This window comes from Methylobacterium durans, assembly GCF_003173715.1.
Classification (GTDB): domain Bacteria; phylum Pseudomonadota; class Alphaproteobacteria; order Rhizobiales; family Beijerinckiaceae; genus Methylobacterium; species Methylobacterium durans.
In genome coordinates, this window is the sequence record NZ_CP029550.1 from 4,749,785 (window position 1) to 4,770,177 (window position 20,393).

General features: G+C 70.8%; 21 protein-coding genes, 1 tRNA gene, 2 pseudogenes and 1 riboswitch. Of the genes and pseudogenes, 12 read left to right on the plus strand and 12 right to left on the minus strand.

The annotated features are described in order from the left end of the window. Nucleotides 1-32: 32 nt before the first annotated feature. The 3 genes and pseudogenes from DK389_RS21760 to DK389_RS21770 all read left to right on the plus strand — a co-directional run. A pseudogene (locus tag DK389_RS21760) lies at nt 33-422 on the plus strand (pseudomurein-binding repeat-containing protein); the annotation flags it as partial. After that, nucleotides 415-1,617: a GIY-YIG nuclease family protein gene (locus DK389_RS21765; protein WP_109892740.1), complete on the plus strand. Its 1,203-nt coding sequence runs from the start codon at nt 415-417 to the stop codon at nt 1,615-1,617. The pseudogene DK389_RS21760 and the gene DK389_RS21765, both read left to right, overlap by 8 nt. A 590-nt stretch (nt 1,618-2,207) precedes the next feature. Continuing rightward, on the plus strand, nt 2,208-3,266 hold the full coding sequence (locus DK389_RS21770) for a tyrosine-type recombinase/integrase (RefSeq protein ID WP_109892741.1): 1,059 nt from the start codon (nt 2,208-2,210) through the stop codon (nt 3,264-3,266). A 2-nt stretch (nt 3,267-3,268) separates the two neighbouring features. On the opposite strand, the gene DK389_RS21775 is transcribed toward DK389_RS21770, so the two are convergent. Together DK389_RS21775 and selA are read right to left on the minus strand one after the other, a co-directional pair. Continuing rightward, nucleotides 3,269-3,361 (minus strand) — tRNA-Sec (locus tag DK389_RS21775). A gap of 44 nt (nt 3,362-3,405) precedes the next feature. Beyond that, nucleotides 3,406-4,842: an L-seryl-tRNA(Sec) selenium transferase gene (selA, locus tag DK389_RS21780; protein WP_418291962.1), complete on the minus strand. Its 1,437-nt coding sequence runs from the start codon at nt 4,840-4,842 to the stop codon at nt 3,406-3,408. Between the two features lie 198 nt (nt 4,843-5,040). Here selA and DK389_RS21785 point away from each other — a divergent pair, with 198 nt between their 5' ends. The 3 genes from DK389_RS21785 to DK389_RS21790 are packed head-to-tail and all read left to right on the plus strand — an operon-like array spanning nt 5,041 to nt 6,174. Further along, a complete protein-coding gene (locus DK389_RS21785; protein ID WP_236960238.1) occupies nt 5,041-5,511 on the plus strand; it encodes a ParA family protein in 471 nt (156 codons plus the stop codon). Beyond that, entirely contained in the window at nt 5,505-5,702 is a 198-nt protein-coding gene (locus tag DK389_RS34450; RefSeq protein WP_236960240.1) for a hypothetical protein, read from the plus strand. The genes DK389_RS21785 and DK389_RS34450 overlap by 7 nt, the downstream gene beginning before the upstream one ends. 7 nt (nt 5,703-5,709) lie before the next feature. Then, nucleotides 5,710-6,174: a hypothetical protein gene (locus tag DK389_RS21790; protein ID WP_109892743.1), complete on the plus strand. Its 465-nt coding sequence runs from the start codon at nt 5,710-5,712 to the stop codon at nt 6,172-6,174. A 7-nt stretch (nt 6,175-6,181) separates the two neighbouring features. Here the strand turns inward: DK389_RS21790 and DK389_RS21795 are convergent, their stop codons facing one another. Further along, on the minus strand, nt 6,182-6,856 hold the full coding sequence (locus tag DK389_RS21795) for an HAD family hydrolase (protein ID WP_109892745.1): 675 nt from the start codon (nt 6,854-6,856) through the stop codon (nt 6,182-6,184). 111 nt (nt 6,857-6,967) lie between these two features. Here DK389_RS21795 and DK389_RS21800 point away from each other — a divergent pair, with 111 nt between their 5' ends. Further along, nucleotides 6,968-7,579, plus strand: coding sequence for a DUF938 domain-containing protein (locus DK389_RS21800; protein WP_109892747.1), 612 nt, complete (start codon nt 6,968-6,970; stop codon nt 7,577-7,579). Here DK389_RS21800 and DK389_RS35315 read toward each other — a convergent pair. From DK389_RS35315 to DK389_RS21810, 3 genes are all read right to left on the minus strand, one after another. After that, nucleotides 7,551-7,919, minus strand: coding sequence for a hypothetical protein (locus DK389_RS35315; RefSeq protein WP_335645490.1), 369 nt, complete (start codon nt 7,917-7,919; stop codon nt 7,551-7,553). The genes DK389_RS21800 and DK389_RS35315 overlap by 29 nt on opposite strands. After that, entirely contained in the window at nt 7,919-8,623 is a 705-nt protein-coding gene (locus DK389_RS35320) for a hypothetical protein (RefSeq protein ID WP_335645491.1), read from the minus strand. The genes DK389_RS35315 and DK389_RS35320 overlap by 1 nt, the downstream gene beginning before the upstream one ends. A 372-nt stretch (nt 8,624-8,995) precedes the next feature. Beyond that, on the minus strand, nt 8,996-11,200 hold the full coding sequence (locus DK389_RS21810; RefSeq protein WP_109892749.1) for a TonB-dependent receptor: 2,205 nt from the start codon (nt 11,198-11,200) through the stop codon (nt 8,996-8,998). A 325-nt stretch (nt 11,201-11,525) separates the two neighbouring features. Next, nucleotides 11,526-11,719, minus strand: a riboswitch (cobalamin riboswitch). A gap of 172 nt (nt 11,720-11,891) precedes the next feature. Between DK389_RS21810 and DK389_RS21815 the strand changes: the two genes are divergently transcribed. Both DK389_RS21815 and DK389_RS21820 read left to right on the plus strand, forming a co-directional pair. Then, nucleotides 11,892-12,101: a hypothetical protein gene (locus DK389_RS21815; protein WP_109892751.1), complete on the plus strand. Its 210-nt coding sequence runs from the start codon at nt 11,892-11,894 to the stop codon at nt 12,099-12,101. 233 nt (nt 12,102-12,334) lie between these two features. Continuing rightward, on the plus strand, nt 12,335-13,018 hold the full coding sequence (locus DK389_RS21820) for a DUF2147 domain-containing protein (RefSeq protein WP_109892753.1): 684 nt from the start codon (nt 12,335-12,337) through the stop codon (nt 13,016-13,018). A 34-nt stretch (nt 13,019-13,052) separates the two neighbouring features. Here DK389_RS21820 and DK389_RS21825 read toward each other — a convergent pair whose 3' ends face one another. Both DK389_RS21825 and DK389_RS21830 read right to left on the minus strand, forming a co-directional pair. After that, nucleotides 13,053-14,276, minus strand: a complete 1,224-nt coding sequence (locus tag DK389_RS21825; RefSeq protein WP_109896710.1) for a serine hydrolase domain-containing protein — start codon at nt 14,274-14,276, stop codon at nt 13,053-13,055. 65 nt (nt 14,277-14,341) lie between these two features. Further along, the gene (locus DK389_RS21830) at nt 14,342-14,824 is read right to left on the minus strand and encodes a DUF427 domain-containing protein (RefSeq protein WP_109892755.1); all 483 of its coding nucleotides are present in this window, start codon (nt 14,822-14,824) and stop codon (nt 14,342-14,344) included. A gap of 123 nt (nt 14,825-14,947) precedes the next feature. Between DK389_RS21830 and otsB the strand changes: the two are divergent. Then, a pseudogene (gene otsB, locus DK389_RS21835) lies at nt 14,948-15,696 on the plus strand (trehalose-phosphatase). Nucleotides 15,697-15,777: 81 nt separating this feature from the next. Beyond that, nucleotides 15,778-16,782, plus strand: coding sequence for a glucokinase (gene glk / locus DK389_RS21840; RefSeq protein WP_109892757.1), 1,005 nt, complete (start codon nt 15,778-15,780; stop codon nt 16,780-16,782). Here glk and DK389_RS21845 read toward each other — a convergent pair whose 3' ends face one another. The 3 genes from DK389_RS21845 to DK389_RS21855 all read right to left on the minus strand — a co-directional run bounded on the left by DK389_RS21845 (nt 16,783) and on the right by DK389_RS21855 (nt 18,866). After that, entirely contained in the window at nt 16,783-17,124 is a 342-nt protein-coding gene (locus tag DK389_RS21845; protein ID WP_236960242.1) for a type II toxin-antitoxin system PemK/MazF family toxin, read from the minus strand. Continuing rightward, the gene (locus DK389_RS21850) at nt 17,109-17,276 is read right to left on the minus strand and encodes an antitoxin MazE-like protein (protein WP_418291963.1); all 168 of its coding nucleotides are present in this window, start codon (nt 17,274-17,276) and stop codon (nt 17,109-17,111) included. The genes DK389_RS21845 and DK389_RS21850 overlap by 16 nt, the downstream gene beginning before the upstream one ends. Before the next feature lie 111 nt (nt 17,277-17,387). After that, nucleotides 17,388-18,866, minus strand: coding sequence for an MFS transporter (locus tag DK389_RS21855; RefSeq protein WP_109892761.1), 1,479 nt, complete (start codon nt 18,864-18,866; stop codon nt 17,388-17,390). A gap of 114 nt (nt 18,867-18,980) precedes the next feature. On the opposite strand from DK389_RS21855, the gene DK389_RS21860 reads away from it, so the two are divergent. Beyond that, nucleotides 18,981-19,274 (plus strand): hypothetical protein, encoded by a 294-nt coding sequence (locus tag DK389_RS21860; RefSeq protein WP_236960244.1) that lies wholly within the window; start codon nt 18,981-18,983, stop codon nt 19,272-19,274. A gap of 6 nt (nt 19,275-19,280) precedes the next feature. Here DK389_RS21860 and DK389_RS21865 read toward each other — a convergent pair whose 3' ends face one another. Beyond that, nucleotides 19,281-20,348 (minus strand): ABC transporter permease, encoded by a 1,068-nt coding sequence (locus tag DK389_RS21865; RefSeq protein ID WP_109896714.1) that lies wholly within the window; start codon nt 20,346-20,348, stop codon nt 19,281-19,283. Between the last annotated feature and the right edge of the window lie 45 nt (nt 20,349-20,393).

Below are 20,393 nucleotides of genomic sequence, written 5' to 3' on the forward strand. Positions count from 1 at the left end.
CCAGATCGTCTCAAATCATCTGACGACGGACAACCCAGAAAGCCAAGGAGGTTGCTTGCGGCAGTTCGCTTCATGAGGAGAAGGCCAACACGGCCTTTGTGGAAGGCGTGCGCCGGTACGCCATGAACGTGCGCGAGCTGGACATCGACCTGATCGACCGGGTGAACCCGTTCGGCGAGGCCTATTCGATCCTGGCCAAGACCATGAGCGAGGACAGCTTGAAACAGGTCGCGGCGGCGATTGCCGCAAAGCGCACCACCCTGACGCCCGAGGAAGCTAAGGAGCTGGCGGTGCGCGCCGTCCGATTTAAGAAGGAGCGTGGCCGTCTCCCGTCGATCAGCTCGGCCGATGCCTGGGAAAAGCGCATGGCCGAAGGCGCTGCCGCCTTCGTTCGCTTCAAGGATGAGGGCCGCTATGAGTGATCTCGACCTTGATGAACTCCGCTCTGAATTGGAGGATTTTGCTCGGCCGGAAAAGAAGGGCGGGCGGTCGGCGCGCGAGGAGCGGATCATCGCCGGCTTCGAGGACATACAGCGCTTTGTGGAGACACACGGCCGCGCCCCGCAGCATGGCGAGGATGGCGACATTTTCGAGCGGCTATATGCCGTGCGCCTCGACCGGCTGCGCGCGCTTGAGGAGTGCCGCTCCTTGCTGGCCGGGTTCGACCATCAGGGCTTGCTGACTGAGGCGCTTGCCGCGCCCGCCGCACCGGTCGAAGCCATGGACGATGACGAACTGCTGGCAGAGCTGGAAGGGGCCGCAGGCTCGTCCGATATCACGCAGCTTCGTCACGTCCGGAGCGCTGTGCAGAAGCGAGAGGCTGAGGAGATCGCGACCAGAGAGCGATGCGCAGACTTCGAGAAATTCAAACCGCTCTTTCAGCAGGTCCAGAACGAACTCACCAGTGGGCTTCGTATAACGAGGCCGTTCGTCAAGGACGCCGGCTTCTCAAAGGCAGAAATCAAGGCAGGGCAGTTCTTTATTCTTGGAGGCCAGACGGCCTATGTGGCGTCTGTTGGAGAGCCCATCAGAGCGCCGAATGGCGATTCGGACGCCCGGCTCAGAGTTGTATATTCCAACGGCACCGAGAGCGATTTGCTCCTGCGGTCTCTACAGCGTGCTCTCTACAAGGATGAGGCGGGCCGTCGCATAACCGATCCCACCGCAGGGCCTCTGTTTGCGGATCAGGACGAGGATGGAGACGAGGCGAGCGGCACTATCTACGTGTTGCGAAGCAAATCGGATCATCCCACCGTGGCTGCTCACCGCAATATTCTTCATAAAATTGGAGTTACCAGTGGTAACGTCGAACGGCGAGTTTCAAATGCCCGTGTTGATCCAACGTTCTTGATGGCGGATGTCGAGATCGTGGCCACTTATGAACTATTCAATATCAACCGCACGAAGCTGGAAAATCTGATTCATAGGATTTTCGGATGCGCGCGTGTTGATATAGAGATAAATGATCGGTTTGGGATGCCTGTTGTGCCAAAGGAATGGTTCCTTGTGCCACTCTTCGCTGTCAACGAGGCCGTCGAGCGCATCAGGGATGGCTCGATAACAGGCTACATTTACAACCCTAAGACAGCGAAATTGTCTCATTTCGCCGATACATAGGGCTCATTTATTGGCTCATCGAGTCAAGTTAGTGGCGTCAATGTTTGTGAGAGGGACTTGGAGTTTGTGATGCAGGTCCATTTGCGGCGCTGGTAGTTTTCGCCTGCGCCGGCCTCACTGCTGCTCCATAATAAATAGATGCATGAGACTCCCCTTCGATGTCGCTGAACTAAGTGCGCGGTTGCCGGCCCGCATGCAGCCCGGCTTCGTTGACGCCACAAGGCGCGCTAAGACTCGCTACACAGTGCCCTGTCTCGGGATGAGCAACTGCTCGATGGAGCAGGATCTGTTCCACAGACGGTTGAGGGCATGCCGCGCTTGGCTTTCTGAGCATTGTGCCGGCGGCTTTGATGTCGTTCCCATACGTGATCCTCAGCAGCGCCTTATTGGCCGTCTCTTCCGCTTCGCGGATCCTGAGGACGCTCTCTTGTTCAAGCTGCGCTTTGGGTGATCGGGCGTTCAGGGCGGGCGCGGCGTTCGACTCGGTTCCTCGGAGCTTCTGGCTGTCCCCGCTTCTACACCGGAAACATTGACCCTCGCCTGAGTGGTACGATCATCCTCGTCGGGGACGATCGTACCAGAGGGGTTGGATGGCGACGGTCTATCGGCGTGGCACCCGGTGGTGGATCAGGTTTCAGGCGAATGGGAAGGAAGTTCGGCGGTCTGCCGGCGCATCCTCGAAAGCGGTCGCTCAGCAGTACCTCGCTCAGCTCTTGGAGGAGCATCGCCGCCTTGATCGCGGCGGCCGTCCACGACGCTCCTATCGAGAAGCGTTCGAACGGTTCGCCTCAGAGTATTTGCCGACGCTCAAGCCCTCTACCCAGGCACGCTACCGTGAGAGCTTCAAGCATATAAGCCCTCGCTTCGGAACGCTCTACCTCGATGAGATCAGTAAAGGGCGCCTCAGCGATTTCGTGGCGGCCCGGAAGCACGAGGGTGTCACCGGAGCTACCATCCGGCGGGATTTGGCGACGTTGAGTTGCCTCTTCTCCTGTGCGGTCGCGTGGGACCTTGTTGAGGTCAATCCGGTCCGGCAGTTCTCGAAGAAACACATCCGCGAGGCGCCTCCTCGCACATCGTATCCAAGCGACGAGGAAATCGAACGCCTGATCATGCACGCAACTCCGATGATCGGGCGGCTGATCCGCTTCCTTGCTGAGACTGGCATGCGGCAGGAGGAGGTTTGCAGCCTCGAATGGAAACAGGTCTCGATCGAGCGCCGAGAAGTTCGCCTCTGGAAGACCAAAACATCATCGCCCCGGACTGTACCGCTGAGCGATGGAGCACTCGGCACACTGGTCGGCACACCGCGCCATGCTGACCAGCGCTACGTCTTCTGGCATGGTGCGGACGGGCAGCGGTACACCCACTTTGCCAGCCGGTTCGCCAGCATTGCGAAGCGAGCCAGGGTGCCGTGGCGCTGTCATGATCTGCGCCACCGCTTCGCCAGCGTCTTTCTTCAGGAAACCGGCGACCTCGCCGCCTTACAGGCGATCCTTGGCCATCGGCACATCGCGATGACGCTCAAGTACGCGCACCTCAACACCGCTCACCTGCATCGAGCCATCAGGAGAGTCGGCACGAAACCCGGCACAGTACCGCTGGTCTTATCGCAGCAAGAGGGTGCCGATACGCCCGTAAGTCCTTGATCTGGCGGAAGCGGATGGGAATCGAACCCACCGTACGCTGTTGGCGTACCGCTGGTTTTGAAGACCAGGAGGGCCACCAGACCCCGTTCGCCTCCATCTCCGAACCTAGCAGTCGTGGCCGGCCGAGGACAGCGTCGCCTCACGGTCTCGTCGGGGGAGGCGCGAGAGCGGCGAGGGCGGCGAGGAAGCCCGCCTCGTCCTCAAGCGTCCGCAGGTCGAGCCGCAGCGCCCCGTCGCCGATGCGCCCGATCACCGGAACCGGCAGGGCGCGGAGCGCCGCCCCGAGACGCTTCAGCCATCCGCCTCCCCTCGGCCCGCGCCCGGGAGGCCGCAGCGCGAGGCAGGCGCTCGGCAGCGTCTCGACGGGCAACGCCCCCGAGCCGATCTGACTGATGCAGGGCTCGACCGCGACCTCGGCCCATCCCCTCAGGCTTTCCGAGGCGAGGCCCGAGAGCCGGTCAGCCTGGGCCCGTATCTCGGCGGCCTCGCGCGTGAGGAGACGCAGCGTCGGCAGCCGCTCGCGCAGGCGCTCCGGATGGAGGTAGAGCCGGAGCGTCGCCTCGAGCGCGGCGTAGGTCATCTTGTCGACCCGGAGCGCCCGCTTCAGCGGGTTCCGGCGGATGCGGGCGAGGAGATCGCGCCGACCGGCGATCAGCCCGCACTGGACGGCGCCGAGGAGCTTGTCCCCCGAGAAGGTGACGAGGTCGGCGCGGCGGAGGGCCTCCTGCACCGTCGGCTCCGGCGGCAATCCGTAGGCCGCGAAATCGATGAGGTTGCCGCTGCCGAGGTCGATCGCGAAGGGCACGCCGCGCTCCCGGCAAAGGCGGCCGAGATCGGCCTCGTCGGCCTCCGCGGTGAAGCCGTGGATCGCGTAATTGCTAGGATGGACCTTCATGACGAGGCCGGTGCGCGGGCCGATGGCCTCGTCGTAGTCTCTCAGATGCGTGCGGTTGGTGGTGCCGACCTCGCGCAGGCGGCAGCCGGCCCGGGCCATCACGTCGGGCACCCGGAAGGAGCCGCCGATCTCGACGAGTTCGCCGCGGGAGACCACCACCTCCTTTCGCAGGGCGAGCGCGTTCAGGACGAGCAGCACCGCGGCGGCGTTGTTGTTGACGACGATCGCGGCCTCCGCCCCGGTGAGGCGGCAGATCAGGGCCTCGGCGTGGCTGTCGCGCTCGCCCCGCTCGCCCCGCTCCAGGTCGAATTCGAGGTTCGAGGCTTGGGTCATCACGGCGGCGACCGCCACCACGGCCTCCGACGGCAGGGGCGCCCGGCCGAGATTGGTGTGCAGCACCGTGCCGGTGAGGTTGAAGACCGGCCGGAGCGAGGGCCGGGCCTCCGCGGCGAGGCGCCCCGCCGCGGAGGCGAGCAGCGCGGGCTCGTCGCCGAGGGGGAGGCGGCCTTCGCGGACGGCCTCGAGCACGGCGCGGATGGCGCCCGTGAGGGCGGTGCGGCCGTGCTCCGCGATCACCGGGGCGGCCGCCGCGTGGGCGAGCAGGCGCTCGACGGACGGGGGGCGGCGGGTATCGGCGGAGGGCGGGGACAGGCTCGGCATGCGGTCGGTCACGGGATCCATCTAGGGCGTTTCCCGCGCGCCGCGCGCGATCATCGAGCGATCATCCGGGCGACATCGTCGCGTAGATCGCGATCATCGGCGGGATCCGGCCGCGGCGAGGGCTTGCCAGCGCCCGGCATCTCTCCTCAAATGGCCATCTCGCCGCAGTGCGACACGGCCGGCGCCTCGGCTCGAGGCCGGACCTGAGGGGAAGCCGCCGTGCAGGTGATCCTGATCGCGACGCAGAAGGGTGGGGCGGGCAAGAGCACGCTCGCCGCGCATTTCGGCGCGCTCGCCGCCCGCGACGGCCGCACGATCCTGGTCGATGCCGACCCGCAGGGCTCCCTCTCGTTCTGGCACCGGCAGCGCGCGGCCGAGACGCCGCTCCTCGTCCAGGCCGATGCCGCTGCGGTGCCCGAGACGCTGGAGCGGGCGAGGGCCGAGCGCGCCGACTGGGTCGTCATCGACAGTCCGCCCCACAACGCGCCCCTGATCTCGTCCCTGATGAGCCGGGCGAGCCTGACGCTCATCCCCGTGCGGCCGGGCCCGTTCGACCTCGACGCGGTCGGCGCGACGCTCGCGATGGCCCGCAGCCTGAAGGCGCGGATCGCCTGCCTCATCAACGCCGCGCCCCCGATGACCCGGCTCGGCCGGCCACCAGCATCGTCGCCGAGACCCGCACGGTGCTGACCGACCTCGGCGCCCCGGTCCTGCCCGGCCAGGTCTCGCAGCGGGCGAGCCTGTCGCACGCGCTGATCAGCGGCCAGTCGGTCAACGAGTACGATCCCGGCAGCCGCGCGGCGGAGGAGGTCGGCGCGATGTGGTCGACGGTGGTCGACCTCGTCCGCCCCGCCGCCGAGGCCCGCAGAACCCGAAGGTAGATGGCCCATGGCCCGCAGAAGCCGCCCCTCCCTCACCAGCCTGACGCCGCGCCCGCAGGAACCGCGCCCCGAGCCGCGCCCTCAGGAGGCGCGGCCGCCCGGGTCCGATCCGCGGCCGCTGCCGCTCTCGACGGCGCCGGCGAAGCCCGAACCGGCGCGGGGCGCCTCCGAGGGACCGAGGCTGATGCAACTCTGGGTGAACGCCCCGGGCTACTCCGAGCTGAAACGGCTCGCGGAGGAGCAGGGCGTCCCGGTCGAGGCCCTCGGCGTCGAGGCGCTGAACGACCTCCTGATCAAGCACGGCCGCCCGCCCGTGGTGGAGGGGAAGACGGCGCGGCCGGGCGCAGGCGCGGCGCCGGCGGCCTTCGCCCTGGCGCCGTTCCCGGTCTGGCCCGCCACGCCGGCGACGTGGTGGTACGAGACCTTCACGGCGCCGATGCTGGCCGCCTGGACGGGCCGCAAGCCGAAATGAGCCGGGCTCAGCGCCGGCCGGCCACCTCGTCGAGATGGACGAGGAGGTCGGCCGGGGCCTCGTAGACCCGCACGGCGCCCGCGCGCTCCAACTCGTCGGTGCCGTAGCCGCCGGACAGGAGGCCGACGCCGAGCCCCTTGCAGCGGCGGGCCGCCAGCATGTCCCAGATGCTGTCGCCGACGATCACCGAATGGTCGATGCGCACGCCGAGGCGCTCGGCCGCGGCCAGGAACAGGTCCGGATCGGGCTTGGCGTATTTCACCTGATCGCGGGTCACCACCGGCACCGCGGCGGGGTCGATCCCGAGGGCGTCGAGGTTGGCCCGCGCCGTCTCCATCCGGCCGCTCGTGGCGATGGCCCAGGGGATGCCGGCCTCGGTGAGGGCGGCGAGCAGCGCCTGCGCGCCCGGCAGCGGCACGATCTGGTCCGAGAGCCCGGCATAGGCTTCGGCGTGGAAGCGGCGCAGGCGGTCGACCCGCTCGGGGCTGATCTCGAGGTCGGTCTCGCGCAGGAGCTGGTTGGTGAACAGGCCGCCGCTCATCCCGATCTTGCGGTGGATGCGCCAGACGGAGAGGGCGATGCCCTCCGCGTCGAGGGCCTGCTTCCAGGCCAGCACGTGCTGGTACACGCTGTCGACGAGGGTCCCGTCGAGGTCGAACAGGACGTTGGTCTCGATCCGCATCGGCGCCTCCGGTCTGCTGCGGGGAGAAGATCGGAACCGCGAGCGCGTCGGGGAAGGGCCCCGCGCGGGGACGTGAAGCGTTGAGACCGAGGGAGGCACCGCAATGCTCGGATGGGACGCCACGGACGGGGCCCTGCACGCCCCGCCACCTTGCGCAACCGCGAGCCGATCCTCGCCCTGCTCGCCCGGATCCTGCCCGCGCAGGGGCTGGTGCTGGAGGTCGCGAGCGGCTCGGGCGAGCACGCGGTGCATTTCGCGCGCGGCCTGCCGCAGCTGACCTTCCAGCCGAGCGACCCGAGCGCGCAGGCCATCGCCAGCATCGCGGCGCACCGGCGCCGCGCCGGCCTCGCGAACCTCCGCGAGCCCCTCGCCCTCGACGCGGCGTCGCCATCCTGGCCGCTGGCGCGGGCCGACGCGGTGCTGGCGATCAACATGATCCACATCGCGCCCTGGTCCGCGGCCGAGGGGCTGATGGCCGGGGCGGGGCGGCTGCTGCCGCCGGGCGGCCCCCTCTATCTCTACGGGCCCTTCCTGGAGGCGGACCGTGAGACCGCGCCGAGCAACCTCGCCTTCGACGCGGACCTGAAAGCGCGCGACCCCGCCTGGGGCCTGCGCGACCGCGACGCGGTCGCCGCGCTCGGCGCCCGGCACGGGCTCGCGCTTGCCGAGCGTGTGGAGATGCCGGCCAACAACCTCAGCCTCGTGTTCCGGCGGCGGGCCTGAGCCGGCGCAGGCGCCGCCAGCCCATCACCACGCCGGTGAGGGCGACGACGAGGCCGAGCCCGTCCAGGAGCCACTGGGCGAGGTCCCAGGTCGGCCGGTGGCCGATCAGGACGGGGAAATCGAGGCGGTGGAGCCCCGCGAACAGCCAGCGGTGGATCCGCCCGCTGCGGTCGAGCCGGTCGAGGAGTTCGCCGGTCGCCGCGTCGACGTGGAACCAGGTCGCGGCGGGATCGTCGAAGACGAGGCGCAGCACCGGCAGCGGCTTCGTGTCGTGGTGGGCGTACCAGTAGGCGTCGTAGGCGGCGAGACGCTCGGCGCGCGCGAGATGCGCGTCCGGCATCAGGCCCGGTGCGGCCGCGAGAATCGCCGCCCCCTCGACCGGCGGGCTTGAGCGCCGGCCACCCGAGGCGTCGCGGGCGAGGAGGTGGGCGCGTCCGGCGAGGGCGACGAGGCGGAGGGACACGGTGCCCGGTGCGGCGGCGTCCCGGATCTCGGGCAGGCCGGCAGCGGCGGCGCGCCGGCATAGGTCGCCCGCGCCTGCGGGCTGACGCTCGGCCCGGAGAACCAGCGGTTCGGGTTCATCGAGAGCCAGCCGCTGACGACGAACGTGAGGATCCCCAGGCCGCCCACGATCCCGAACAGGTGGTGCAGGCGGCCGATGCCCCGGTAGGGCGTGGCGGCGCCCGACGGATAGCGGCGCCGCGGGCGCAGGCGCCAGATGCCGAGGACGAGCCCGCTCACGGCGCCCGCGATGCCGATCCCCGAGACCCAGAGCACGACGTCGCGCCACAGGTCGGGGCGGGCGCGCAGCGGCGTCGGGTAGAGCCAGTGCGGCACCGCCCCGAGCCAGTTCCAGAAGCGCTCGCGGGCCCCCGTGTCGAGGACGACGGCGCCCGTGACGGCGGAGACGTAGAGCTCGGTCCCGGCGGGATCGCCGAGCGCGACGACGTGGAAGGGGCGCAAGGCGTCGTAGCGCCCGGCGACCGTCCACTGGTCGCGCGCGAGCGTGCGCACGTCCGCGGCCGTGCCGGCCCGGGCCCGCACCAGGGCGAGCGCCGCCTCGGCCGTGACGGGGTCAGGAGCGCGCCGGTGACGGCCGAGACCGTAACCGGCCGGCCCTCGGCCGTCACGATCCGGTAGACGGGCTCGTCGCCCCGCATCTCCAGGTCGAGGGAGCGGGGCGGAGCGGCGAGCCCCGCCGCGCCGAGAGCGCGGGCGGGCTCGACGCCCAACCGGTCGAGGGCGAGCGGCGCCAGCCCCGCCAGCCGCTCGGCCTCCGTCAGGCCCGGGAACGGCACGTGGAGCATGACGAGGCCCGACAGCAGCCAGACCGCGAAGAACAGGCCCGTGCCGATGCCGAGCCAGCGGTGGCCGAGGACGAGCCACCGCTTGACGCGCTTCAGACGTCGCATCCCGTCAGAAGCTCACTGCGTAGGCGACCTCGAACGAGCGCGGGCGCCCGAGCAGCCAGTTGGTGCCGATCCCGTCGACCGCGTTGCCGCTCACCGCGTAGACCTTGTCGAACAGGTTGTAGACCCTGAGCGACAGGCGCGAGGCCGGCGTGACCTGATGGTCGAGGCCGAGATTGACGAGGGCGTAGTCCGGCCGCCGGGCGGTGTTGCCGAAATTCGAGAAGGTGTCGCCGACATATTGCACGCCGACCCGCGCCTCCCATCGGGGCGCGAAGGCATAGTTCAGCCAGAGGTTGGCGACGCGCTCGGGCACGTCGATCGGCTGGCGCCCGGCATAGGAGACGACGGCGCCGTTCACGGCCTGATTGAAATCGTCGTACTGCGCGTGGAGCAGGGCGAGGTTCGCGTCGAGGCGCCAGAGGGGCGTGATCTGGAGCGAGAGCGCCGCCTCGAAGCCTTGCGAGGATTGCTGGCCGACCTGCGTGCTCACGCCGGGCTGGCCCGGCACCGTCGAGATCAGGTTGTCCTTGACGATGCGGTAGCCGGCGAGCGTCCACTCCCCGAGCCCGCCCCAGAACAGGCCCTTGGCGCCGACCTCGACCTGTTGGCCCGTGGAGAGCTGGAAGTTCGCGAGGCTCTGCGACAGGCTGATCAGGCTGCCGACCGGGTCGGTCGCCGTGGCGTACTGGGCGTAGAGGGCGGTCTCGGGCGTCGGGTTGTAGACGGCGCCGAACCGGTAGCTGACGGAGCGGAAGTCCCGGTCGAAGGACGTGCCGGCGCGCAGGTCGTCCCGGTGCAGGCTCGGCGCGTCGTAGCGCACGCCCGCCAAGAGCGAGAGGCGGTCGGACAGGATCAGCCGGTCCTCGGCGAAGACCGAGGCCTGGCTGGTGCGGGTCGAATAGGCCGGCCGGGTGCCGGCGAGGTTGATGAACAGGCCCGGATCGTAATTCGTCGGCGCCACGCTCGACTCGCCGCCGTAGGGCGAGTTGTTGGTGTGGCGGAAGCGGATCGCGTTGACGTCGAAGCCCGCCAGGAACTCGTTGCGGAAGCCGAACAGCTCGCCCCGGAAGGCCGCGTCGAACCGGTTCCCGATCTGCTCCTGCTGGTGGTAGATCTCGATGTAGTCCGAGCGGTCGATCAGGCCGGTGCCCCGGTTGAAGGCGTATTGCTCGACGTCCCGCCAGTGGCGCCGGCTCTGCAGGCGGTAGGCGGTGTTGCGGATCGTGATGTCGGCGCTCGGGCGCCACTCGGCCCGGGCCTGGGTCCAGTTGTCCTGCCAGAGGATCTTGGAATCCCGGATGTTGTAGTTGTTGAAGCGCAAGCGTTCGAGGATGCGGCCCTCGACCAGCGGCGTGCCCCAGTAGCGCGTCGGCTCCTGGAAGCCGTAATCGTGGCTGACCGTCAGGTCGAGATCGGGCGTCACCCGCCAGGCGAGGGCGCCCGAGACCGCGAGATTGCGGAAATCGCCGTCCGGGGTGATCCAGCCGTCGGCGCGGTTGCCGCTGACGTTCAGCCGGTAGGCCATCGACTCGCCGATGGGCCCGCCCGAATCGACCGCGAGCCGCGCCACCCCGTCCGTGCCGAGGCCGACCCGCGCCTCGTTGAGCGGCACGAAGAGGGGCTTCTTCGTCACCACGTTGACCACGCCGCCGATGGCGCCGTCCCCGTAGAGCACCGAGGCCGGGCCGCGCAGCACCTCGATGCGCTCGATGTTCCACGTGTCGAAGGGGAAGTTGACGGTGCCGGCGCCGACGAAGAGGCGGGTGCCGTCGATGAGCTGCTGGATCGAGTTCGGGCCGGCGAAGCCCCGGGCCGTGAAGGCGCCGTTGCCGTTTCCGGGCGAGGCGATGGTGGTGATGCCGGTGGCGTTCTGCGTCACCGCCTCGACCAGCGTGTTCTGGCCGCGCAGGCGCGCAGTCTCGCCCGCGATCACGTCGATGCTGGCGGGCGTCTCCAGCGGCGTCAGGCCGAGGCGGCTCGCGCCGCGGTTGGGCGCGCGCAGGGCGAGGCCGGCGGGCAGATCGGCCCCAAGGACCCCGGCTCCCGGCGTCCCGGCGCCGGCGACCGAGAGCGTGTCGAGGGTGACCGATTCCTGCGCCCCGGCGGCCTCCGGGCCGGCAGCGAGGCCGGCGGCGGCGAGGAGGAGGCGTCGGGCGAGGCGGGCAGGGACCCGGCCGGGTGACCGGATCGTGAGGGGACGGGACGGCATGACGGTGTCGATTCCGAGGGTCGAGGCACGCGCGGATGACCGGCCCCACCGCAACCTTGAATGCAATGTTACAACATTACAATCAGGATATCGCCGCACGGCATCGCGGGACAGCCATGACCCGGAGCGCCACGCCGCAGGGGGCGGGGCGGAACGGGGCGGGGCCGCCGGCGCGAGGCCTTCGGCGGTTGCGGAAGCGGATGCAGCGGACACGCGGGCGCGCTCGGTGTGGCACGTCACCGCGAACGAGGCCTCGGTCGCCGCCTCCGCTCGGGATTGGCAGCGCTTCGACACCCGTCAGGACACCCCGCCCGACGCGTTTCGCGTGTGACCACGGCTGACGGCAGGTCTCCTGGCTCGCGGGTCGCCGCCCTCGCACCGTCTTCCCGGGGCAGACCCCAGTGACATGGTGGTGAAGGACTCGCCGCTCACAGTTGCGGGGGCAGCCGCGGCCTCGGGGCGAACCCTCACCGCGTTCCCTTTTGATCCCCGAAGGGAACCGTCGGGGCTGACGCTAGGCCGCGCGGATCCCGCCCGTCAACGGGAGCGGCCGGCCCGCGCACAGCCCGGAGGTCGATTCCGGAACCGGTGTGGCGCCCGCGCATTGACGCTACATTCGACTTGTTCTAATTAACAAGTGTGAGGACGCGGCGGGCTCCGGCCTGCCCCCCAACGGAACGGAGACACGATCATGGCCAGCACCCACGACGGCGCCTGCGAGAGCTGCCGCTTCTTCGACGACCACAAGCTGAACGGCGGCATCTCCGCGACGGACGAGGGGCTCTGCCGCTTCAACCCGCCGGTGAGCCAGCCGGCTCCGGAGTCGAAGGGCCTGTGGCCCGTGGTCGCCTCGAAGGATTGGTGCGGCCACTACACGCCGGAGATGACCGCGGCCGAGTGAGCCCGGTCGCAGGATCGTGACAGGGGAGGGCCGGTGCGCGAGCGCCGGCCCTCTTCGCGTTCGGGGACCGTTTCGCGGCGCACGGTGCGGATCCGTCCCCCTGCTTTTACCCCGGCCGCGGCGGGCGCGGTCATGATCCGGACACCTTCCGGGAGGAATGGCGGGACAGACAGACGAGGCCGGGCCGCCGAGGCGTGTCGTCGGGGCGGACAGGGGGCCATGGGAGTGATCGGATGACGTTTCGACGGATCGGCGCAAGTGCCGGACGACTGGCCGGACGCGTGGCCGCGCCGCTCATCGCGCTCGGCGCCCTCGCCGGGCTGGCCCAGGCCGCCGCGCCGGCCGACCCGAGCGGCACCTGGCTGACGGAGGACGGGCGCGCCCGCATCCGCGTCGAGAAGTGCGGCCCGCAGGAGAAGAACATCTGCGGCTACGTGGTCTGGCTGAAGACGCCGCTCAACGACAAGGGCCAGCCCCGCGTCGACTTCAAGAACCCCGACCCGAAGAAGCAGGCCCGGCCCTCGCTCGGCCACCAGCTCATCATGGGCCTGAAGCCGAACGCGGATGCCCGCTTCGAGGGCAAGATCTACAATTCCGAGGAAGGCAAGTTCTACGACGTGACGATCTGGACCGAGCAGCAGACCGAGCTCTCGGTGCGCGGCTGCATGCTCGGCTTCCTGTGCGGCTCGCAGACCTGGAACCGCGTCACCGACGTGCTGCCCGGCCAGCTCACCGGCCCGACGAACGGCGCCAACGGCCCGCGCGCGGACGCCGAGTGGGCGCCGAAGGCCCCGGCCGCGGCGGCGGGCGCCGCCGGCCCCGGCACGACGGGCACCGCCACCGCGACGGCCCCGGCCCCGAAGCCCGCCGCCCCGAAGCCGCCGGCGCCCGAGAAGAAGGCCGCGCCCGCGGAGTGAGCGCGCCGCAGCTCCCGGGCGGAGCCGCGGCCTCTCACCCCACCAGCGCGGCGTAGGTCAGCACCCGCAATTCCCGGCGAATCGGCAGGGCCGAGGAGGGGACGAGCTGGGTCAGGAGCACGACCGCGAGATCCTCCGCGGGGTCGATCCAGAAGGCGGTGCTGGCGACGCCGCCCCAGGCGACCTCGCCCGGGCTGCCGAGGATCTGCGCCCGGGCCGGGTCGAGCATCACCGAGAAGCCGAGGCCGAAGCCGATGCCGGTGTAGGAGGATTCGGCGAAGCGCGGCGTGCCCATGCTGGCGAGGTCGCCGGGCAGGTGGTTCGTCAGCATCAGCTCGACCGTCTTGCGGCCGAGGAGGCGCACGCCGTCGAGCGCGCCGCGATTCAGGATGAAGCGGCAGAAGCGCAGGTAATCGGCCGCCGTCGAGACCAGCCCGCCCCCGCCGGACGCGATGGCGGGCGGGCGCGCGAAGGCGGTATCGACCGCGTCGTCGTAGAGCTTCAGGCTGCGGTCCCGGAACAGGGTGTAGTTGGCGGCGAGGCGCGGCAGCTTCCCGGCCGGGACGTGGAAGTCGGTGTCCATCATGCCGAGGGGCGCGATCACGCGCTCGCGCAGGAAATCCCCGAAATCCTGCCCCGAGACCACCGCGACGAGGTGGCCGAGCACGTCGGTCGCCACGCTGTAGTTCCACTGCGCACCGGGCTGGGACAGGAGCGGGAGCCTCGCCACCCGCCCCACCACCTCGGCCAGATTCGCGTCCTTCAGGTGGAAATCGACGCCGTTGCGCCGGTAGAGCTCGTCGACGAGCGTCGCCTCCATGAAGCCGTAGGTGAGGCCCGAGGTGTGGGTGAGGAGGTCGCGGATCGTGATCGGCCGGCGGGCCGGCTCGCTGTCGAACTTGATGCGGTTGCCGCCGGTGAGCACCCGCATCTCGGAGAATTCGGGCAGGAAGCGCGCGACCGGATCGTCGAGCTGGAAGCGCCCCTCCTCGTAGAGCATCATCACCGCCACCGAGGTCAGCGGCTTCGTCATCGAGTAGATGCGGGTGATCGTATCGAGGGTGAAGGGCCGCGCCCGGGCGAGGTCGGCGAGGCCGTGCGCCCGGGCGAAGGCGGTCTGCCCGCCCCGCATCACGCTCACCGAGAGGCCCGCGAGCTTGCCCTCGGCGACGAGGCTCCGCATCCAGGCGTCGATCCGCTCCAGGCGCTCGGCGCTGAAGCCCAGAGCCGCCGGCTCGCCCGCGTTCGTACCCTGCATCCGCCGCTCCCGTTGCCCGTTCCGGCCCGGCATGTAGCGGGAGCCGGGCTCCGCGCCAAACCCGCTCACCAGCCCATCGTGCCGGGGCCGCCCTTGAAGGGGCCGACGATGCCGGGCGTGATCCAGCCGCCGTAGAAGGCGCCGGGCTGCGGCTCGGCGCGGAGATCGCCGACGGTGCAGGCCTCCATCGGCCCGGCATAGAAGGCGACATGCCCGGCGATCGCCCGGAAGGGTGGCGTCGGATCCGGGTAGGACCAGGCGGCGCCGGGCCGGCCCGCCACGTCGATCAGGACAGCCCGTCCCTTCCACTCGCAGATCCCGGCCCGCCGCGGCGGGCCGAGGATGCCGGGGGCGACATCCTCGAGCGGGAAATAGTAGGTCGGCGGGTGGCTCGTCTCCAGCACGCGCCAGCCGCGGCCGGTCTCCGCGATGGTGCGGGCATCGAGCACCACGCGCAGGCGCTGCGGCACCCGCTCCAGCCGCGGTGGGCGCGGGTAGTCCCAGACGCTCTCCTCGTCCGGGCCGGCGGGCAGGGGAACGGGGCGCATCGGCTTCACGTCTCCGCGGGAACGCCAGAGGATAGACCGGCCTGCGTCCCGGCAGGCAATCGCGGCGTTTGCCGCGGGCGCGCGGCGTGCTAGCGCAGGCCGCCCTCAGGACAGGAGCGCCCCGTGACGGCCGATCTCGCCCTCTTCCTCGACTTCGACGGCACCCTCGTCGAGATCGCGCCGCGGCCCGACGCGGTGCGGGTCGATCCCGGCCTCGTGCCCGCCCTGGAGCGGCTGCGGGAGCGGCTTGGCGGTGCGCTCGCCATCGTCACCGGCCGGCCGATCGGCGTGATCGACGATTTCCTGGCGCCCGCCCGCTTCGACGTCGCCGGCCTGCACGGGGTCGAGCGCCGCGTGGGGGAGGCGGTGATGGGCGGGCGTCCGGAGGACCACCCGGAGCTGCGCGCCCGCGTGCCGCTCCTGCAGGCCCGGGTCGCCGACCTCGACGCCGTGCTGATCGAGGACAAGGGCGCCTCGGTCGCGGTGCACTGGCGACTGGCGAGCCCCGGGACGCCGCGCGGGCCGAGGCCGTGGTGAAGGAGATCGCGGCCGAGCTCGACGGTCCGTACCGGCTGCAGCTCGGCAAGGCGGTCGGCGAGATCGTGCCGGCCTCGGCCACGAAGGGCCACGCCATCCGGGCGCTGATGGAGGGGGCGCCCTATGCCGGGCGCCAGGCGGTGTTCCTCGGCGACGACCGCACGGACGAACTCGCCTTCGCCTCCGTCAACGAGGATGGGGGCGTGAGCGTGCGGGTCGGCCCCGGCGAGACGGTGGCGCCGCGGCGCCTCGCCGATCCGGCGGCGGTCCGCGCCCTGCTCTATGCCTGGGCCGAGGGCGCGCCGATGGACGTCTCGGGCCTGCCCGCGGCCTGAGGGCCTTCAACCGGGCCGGGCCGCGGGGCTAAGCTCCGTGTCCGGAGGCTCCAGGCGAACCGAAACAGGGGCGACGCGCGCATGTTCGAATTCCCGGTCCTCGTCGGCGATATCGGCGGCACCAACGCGCGCTTCGCGCTGGTGGAGGCGAAGGGCGCCGCACCGCGGGTCCTGTCCCACGAGGCGACGGCCGGCCATCCGGACCCGTCGAGCGCGATCCGCGCGGCGCTCGCCAAGGGCGGCGAAGCGCCCGCTCCCCGCTCGGCGATCCTCGCCATCGCGGGGCGCGTCGACGGGCCGGCGGTGCAGCTCACCAACGCCCACTGGGTGATCGCGGGCGAGCGGATCGCCCGGGATTTCGGCCTCTCCAGCGCCGTCGTCGTCAACGATTACGTGCCCGTCGCCGCGGGCGCGGCCGGCATCGCGCCGGACGACCTCACCGTGATCGGCCCGGCGCGGCCGGAGGCGCAGGGCGCCCGCCTCGTGCTCGGCCCCGGCACGGGGTTCGGCGCCGCGGCGCTGGTGCCCTATGCCGACCGCCTCGCCATCGTCTCGACGGAGGCCGGGCACACGGAATTCGGCCCGACCGACGCGTTCGAGGAGCAGGTCTGGCACGCGGTCGAGCGCGTCGAGGGGCGCGTCACGGTCGAGGCGCTGCTGTCGGGGCCCGGCCTCGCGCGGCTGCACGCGGCCGTCTACCAAGTCCGCTCGGGGAGCCCGCGGGACAAGCTCGACCCGGCCGCGATCACCCGGGCCGGGCTCGCGGCGGAGGATCCGCACGCGGCCGAGACGCTCGCCCTGTTCGCCCGCCTCCTCGGCCGGGCCTGCGGCGACCTCGCCCTGACCTTCCTGGCCACGGGCGGCGTCTACATCGGCGGCGGCATCGCGCCCCGCATCGTGCGGGTGCTGCAGGCGGGGGGCTTCCGGGAGGCGTTCGAGCGCAAGGCGCCCTTCGCGCAGATGATGGCGCAGATCCCCACGAGCGTGATCACGGTCCACGACCCGGCCCTGACCGGGCTCGCGGCGCTGGCGAGCGAGGGCGCGGCCTTCGTCTATCACGGGCAGGTCTGGCGGGCGGCGGGCTGATCAGGCCAGGCCGAGGTGGAGGGCGAGAGCACTGTTCACGGCGACCATGACGTGATCGTCGGCTCGCCCGATCAACCCACCGATGCGCTGCTGCGGGATCGTCGTGATCTTGTCGATGACCACTTGGGAGGTCTGCCGCAAGCCGTTCGACGGCGACGGTTCAATCGTCAGGCGAAGCAAGCCTGCGTCCGGGCGCAGCGTCGTCGTCAACGGACAGATCGTTGCCGAAGGCAGCGCCGAGAAGAGGTCGGATTGGACATCGAGAGCCGGGCGCGGCTTGCCGTACTCGCCCGGGATCACGACGGTGAGCAGGTCTCCACGGCGGATCACACCTCCGGCCACACGTAGGTGTCCTCGATGAAGCGGAGGGCTTCATCCCCGGCTGGGTCCGCGGCCGCGATGGCCTCGGCCTGAGCACGGCACGTTGCCGCGAAACCGGGTGCACGGGTGTCCGGCACCCAGATCTGAACCGGTCGCAGGCCGGCGGCGCGCATCCGCTCCCGGTAGGTTAGTGTACGCGAGGCTGCGGATCGTGGCTTCTCGTTATGGTGAGGCATGCCGGGTCCTTCTGTAACATGTTACAGCAGGCTGCCCGTCCCGTCGCCTCACGCCGCCGCGAGCGGCTTCGAGACGCTCTCCAGCGACTTGCCCTCGGCGGCGGTGCCGTAGATCCCGCCGACCACCGCTGCCACCGCCATCAGGGCCGCGCCGATCAGGTAGCCGACGAGGACCCACTCCCGCGAGCCCGTCTCGACCAGCGTCCCGAACAGGAGCGGGCCCGAGACGCCGCCGATCCCCGTGCCGATGGCGTAGAAGGCCGCGATGGCCAGTGCCCGGATCTCGAGCGGAAAGGTCTCGGCCACCGTCAGGTAGGCCGAGGAGGCCGCGGCCGAGGCGAAGAAGAACACCACCATCCACACCGCCGTCTGGCCGATGGGCCCGAACACGCCGATCTGGAACAGGTAGCCCGCGCCGGCGAGCAGCAGGGCCGAGATGCCGTAGGTGAAGGCGATCATCGGGCGGCGCCCCACCGTGTCGAACAGCCGCCCGAGCACGAGCGGCCCGAGGAAGGAGCCGAGCGCGAAGGGCAGGAGATACCAGCCGACATGGTCGCCCGGCACGCCGTAGAACCGCTCCAGCACCAGCGCGTAGGTGAAGAACAGGGCGTTGTAGAAGAAGGCCTGCGCGATCATCAGCGCGAGGCCGACGAAGGTCTGGCGCCGGCTCGTATGGAACATCGCGCCGAACACCTCCGAGAGGGGCGTGTGGCTGCGCGTCCTCAGCCGCAGGCGCTTGCTCTCGTCGATCGGCGGCAGGGTGATGCCCTCGTCGGTGAAGCGCTTCTCGATGCCTGTGACGACCCGGTCGGCCTCGGCCGCGTAGCCGTGCGTGACGAGCCAGCGCGGGCTCTCGGGAATCCAGGTGCGCAGGAGCAGGATGACGAGGCCGATGCCGCCGCCGACGAAGAAGGCGATGCGCCAGCCCCAGGCCGGGTCGATCAGCCCCGGCCGCAGGGCCACGATCGACAGGAAGGAGCCGAGCGCCGCCCCGATCCAGAACGAGCCGTTGATGACGAGGTCGGTCCAGCCGCGGACACGGGCGGGGACGAGTTCCTGGATCGTCGAGTTGATCGCCGTGTACTCGCCGCCGATGCCGGCTCCCGTGAGGAAGCGGAACAGGCAGAAGCTGTAGATGTCCCAGGAGAGGCCGGTCGCCGCGGTGGCGGCGAGGTAGAGGGCCAGCGTGATGAAGAACAGCTTCTTGCGCCCGATCCGGTCGGTCAGCCAGCCGAAGCCGAGCGCGCCCGTGACGGCGCCGACGAGGTAGGAACTCGCGGCGAGCCCCACGTCGAACTCGGAGAAGGACATCGGCGGCTGGCGCAACGCCCCGACCAGGGAGCCCGCGAGCGTGACCTCCAGCCCGTCGAGCACCCAGGTGATGCCGAGCGCCACGATGACGAGGACATGGAAGCGCCCCCAGGGCAGCCTGTCGAGGCGGGCGGAGATGTCGGTGTCGATGATCGTGCCCATCGGCACGCGCTCGGGCGCCTGCGCGCCGGACTTGCCCTCCGCTCGGCTCGACATCGACCGTTTACCCTCCCTCAGGATCTCTGTTGGTGGTCCTGTGCGAATCGTCTCGACGCGGACAAGGTTTCATCACCAGCGGTCTCATCTAGGGCGCTCACACGGCTGCGCCCCATGAAACCTCGCCCCCGCTCGACCCTGCATCCCTGCCTGCGCCTCGCTTTCCTGAGCGCGACGACGCTCGCCGGCCTCGCGGCGGTGCCGACACACGGCGCCGACGCGACGCTCGGTCGCGACCGCGCGCCGGTGGCGATCAACAGCGCGGAGGTCTGGAGCCTGCGACCGACGCAGGTCAGCCTTGCCGTCCAGCCGGCGGCGCGGCCCGTCCGCGGCGGACAGGCCGCGACCATCCCGGAGGCGCGGCGGAGCGTGCGGATGGTCTACCCGGCCCTGGTCGAGGCGCGCTGAGGCGCATCACGCCGCCCGGCGCGGATCGAGGGCGTCGGCGAGGCCGTCGCCGAGCAGGTTCAGCGCGACGAGTGTGGCGACGAGGAAGCTCGCGGGACCGGCGAGCATCCAGGGCGCCGATTCGATGGCGCGGGCGCCTTCGGCCACCAGCACGCCCCAGCTCGTCGCGGGCTCCTGCACGCCGAGGCCGAGGAAGGACAGGAAGCTCTCCAACAGGATCACCCGCGGCACCAGCAGGGTCGCCGCCACGACGATCGGCGAGAGGGCGTTCGGCACGATGTGGCGGCGCAGGGTGGCGAGCGCCGAGAGCCCGAGCGCCTCGGCCGCGCGCACGAAGTCGCGGCGGCGCAGAGCCAGGGTCTCGGCGCGCACGATGCGGGCCATGTCGAGCCACTCGACGGCGCCGATCGCCAGGAGGATCAGCGCGAGGCTCGCCCGGAAGAACACAACGAGCACCATCACGAAGAACACGAAGGGCAGGGCGTAGAGGATGTCGACGAGGCGCATCATCACCGCGTCCGTCGCCCCGCCCACGAAGCCCGAGACCGCGCCGTAGGCGACGCCGACGAGGAGCGCGACGAGGGTCGCCGTCAGCCCGATCAGGAGCGAGACGCGCCCCGCCACGAGGCTGCGGGTGAGGAGGTCGCGCCCGTGCACGTCGGTGCCGAGGAGGAAGTGCAGGCGGCGCACCGGCACCTCGACCACGAGGCGGCGCCCGTCCGCCTCGCGGGCGAGGATGCGGGGGTCGCCGAACAGGTCGGAGCGGGGCAGGTAGACGAGGGAGCGCGGGTCGATCGGCCGGTCGGCGGCGAGCACGAGGCGCAACCGGTCGCCCGCCCGCTCGGCCTCGGCCACGGAGGCCCGCATCCGAAAGGCGATGCGGTCGAGGGCAGGGCGCAGGCGCTCCGGGCCGGGCTCGGCCGCGAGTCCCGGCGGGAGCTGGCGCAGGTCCGGGTAGCTCCGCTCCGGCGCGTGTCCCGTCAGGGCGGGGCCGAGGAGGCAGGCCAGCGCCATCGAGACCAGGACCAGGAGGGCCCCCATCGCGGCGCGGTTGCGCGCGAGCCGGCCGAGCATCAGGCGCCCCGGCGCCAGCCTGCGCGGCGCGATGGCGGCGTGCGG